Genomic DNA, 2,518 nt, shown 5'->3' with positions numbered 1-2,518 from the left:
GCTGCGGGAACGGCCTGTCCGCCTAATGTGTTCGGCTGAGATCGGAAATCAACCGTTTACCTCGGGTGACCGCCAAAGGCCAGAATGGTCCCTCCATCCCCGGACGACTGGCTCTGACGCGCCAAGGAGTGTCCCCAAGTACCGGCAGGAAAGGAACGTCCCTAACTGCCGGCTAGAGGGCGCCGAGCAGGATGGCGTAGGTGGTGGATTCGCCGAGTTTGAGCTCGTCGCCGGGGTTGAGCTGGGCGGAGCGGCCGGGCTCTACTTGAATACACACACTCGTGGCCCCGTTTACCACCACGGTGCCGTTAGTGGACGACAGGTCCTCGACAAACCATGCGCCAGACTCGTCGCACCAGATATGGGCATGGCGGGCCGAGACGTCGTCGGTGATGCCGCCCTCCCCCGTTGCCAGCGCGCCGATCTCAACGCCTTCCTCACTCGGCTGAATCCAGCGCGGGACGCTCACCACGTAGCCGTTTTGCACGCACAGCAGTCCCAGCGGATGCGCCGGCGCGACCTCGTGCTCGCCCGCGACCGAAGATGTGCTCAGCGAGCGCGGCGTCGACGTGTCGCCGCCACGGGTCGCATGAGCGCGGCGGCTCGCCCGACTTGGAACTAAGGCGGGCGTGAGAGCAAACGGCATAGGGAACGAATCTTGCGGATGTACTCCTCGACGTCAGGCAGGTAAGCCCCACGAAGTCACCGGGGAGGCCCAAGCGGCCCGGCACCACTTCCAGATTCTGACCAGGGCGAGTCGTTCGCCGGTGGCTGAAGGCTCGCTCCCACCCAAAAGGGGAGATTCGCGTTGTTCCCCAATCGCTCTCGCATCTTTCATTTTGCTCGAGGTGGGCTATAAAAACTTTCCTGGTGAAAGGCGGCGATTGGTTTCCTTTCTTTCTAGAGGAGCGCGCCTGTAATCTGTTTTCATCCTAAATCAAGTTAAGATCGGACCTTCCAGAGGCAAGTCGACTCAAACTGCGAGGCTCCATGTTGGAATAAAGAGCGCTGTCGAAGTGCCAACAACACAAAGCTTGCCAGTCTCAAATAGAACCTTTTGGGAGTCCGATTGGGCCGCACACCGAATCCCCGCTGGTGGTTTTTTATAGCTGCGCAACAATAAGCAAGGTTAGTGCCAGTCCAGCATGAAATTGAGGAACGTATGCATTTTTTCTCAGTAAGTGATCGTCGTTACTGCTTCGATGAGGTCACTCGCAATTGCTTTCAGGTTGACCAAGCATCAGAAGATGCGCTTCGCATATTTGAAGCATCGGGAAGAACGGTCAACTCGAAGTTGCTAACAAAGTCACTTGCTGCGAAAGGCTACGACCAAACGACCATAGCAGAACTTGAAGACGACATTGATGAGTATCAACGATTGTCTGAGCGGACTTTCTTAACAAAAGACACGCCTCGAAAACTTAGATCCATCGAACTCCACGTTTCACATGCATGCAACCTTGGTTGTAGTTACTGTTTTGCCGGTAAAGGAGATTATGGAACGTCTCCTCTGCTGATGACAGACGAGATAGCCTTCAAGGCGGTCGACTACCTCGTCGCAAGTTCATCGGAAAACGAAACGCTTGCGATCGTCTTTTTTGGTGGGGAACCCATGATTAACGAGCCGCTGATATGGAAAACGGTCGACTATTCAAAAAGAATATACCCCAATAGAAACTTTACCTATTCTATTACGACCAACGGAACGCTTTTGAATGACACTGCTGTGAATTCTTTCAAGGAGCACGGGTTTTCTGTTCTGATTAGTCTCGATGGTACAGGATGCAAGCACGATGCATCGCGCCCGTACAAGACGGGAGGCGGCTCTTTCTCCGATATCGACAAAAACGTTCGTCGTTTTTCCGAGTCGTTCCCCTTCGGCGCAAGAGCGACCTTAACAAATAATAACTGTAACCTTGTTGAAGACTATCTTCAGTTTAAAGAGATGGGCTTCAGAAGGATTTACTTCTCGCCCGTGAGCTCATTCGATGAGAATATCAAACTCGACGAACACTCATTAAACAAAATCAGGGCGGGCCTAATAGATTTGGCGGATCAATATCTCAAACAGATTGATCAAGGGGAAAAGCCCTTGTTTAGAACATTGAAAACTGCAGTTGATTTGATTATGAGCAACAGGATCGCCTTTGTCGGATGCGGGGCTGGCAGGCGTTTTATTTCCGTGACTCCCGAAGGGGACGTATACCCCTGTCACAGGTTTGTCGGGATGATGCGATTCAAAATGGGCAACATCGTCACCGGAATTGACGAAACTAGGTATATTGAAAACTGGAGTCAGGGTGTCGAAAAAAGAATTGACTGTACGGACTGTTGGGCTCGGTCTTTCTGTGGTGGGGGCTGTAGCTGGGAGGCTGCAGACGAGCACGGCTACTTGCCCAAGAGTCTACACCCTGCATCATGTGAATATAGAAAAATGTGCTACGAGATGGCTTTTGACCTTATTTCCCGCCACTCATCTTCGCAGGAGAAAAAACAACGAGAAGCTACTGTATCGGAA

General features: G+C 52.5%; 2 protein-coding genes. One reads left to right on the top strand and one right to left on the bottom strand.

Features of this window, described 5'->3' with window-relative positions:
• Positions 1 to 172: 172 nt before the first annotated feature.
• On the bottom strand, positions 173 to 646 hold the full coding sequence (locus I2D41_RS07720; protein WP_055285289.1) for an FHA domain-containing protein: 474 nt from the start codon (positions 644 to 646) through the stop codon (positions 173 to 175).
• A gap of 516 nt (positions 647 to 1,162) precedes the next feature.
• On the opposite strand from I2D41_RS07720, the gene I2D41_RS07715 reads away from it, so the two are divergent.
• Positions 1,163 to 2,518: radical SAM/SPASM domain-containing protein (locus I2D41_RS07715; RefSeq protein ID WP_195364127.1), on the top strand; the 1,356-nt coding region annotated here is incomplete at its 3' end.

Origin of the sequence: Collinsella aerofaciens (assembly GCF_015552075.1) — a bacterium.
Lineage (GTDB): Bacteria > Actinomycetota > Coriobacteriia > Coriobacteriales > Coriobacteriaceae > Collinsella > Collinsella aerofaciens_Y.
This window is presented reverse-complemented; position numbering and strand designations above follow the sequence as displayed.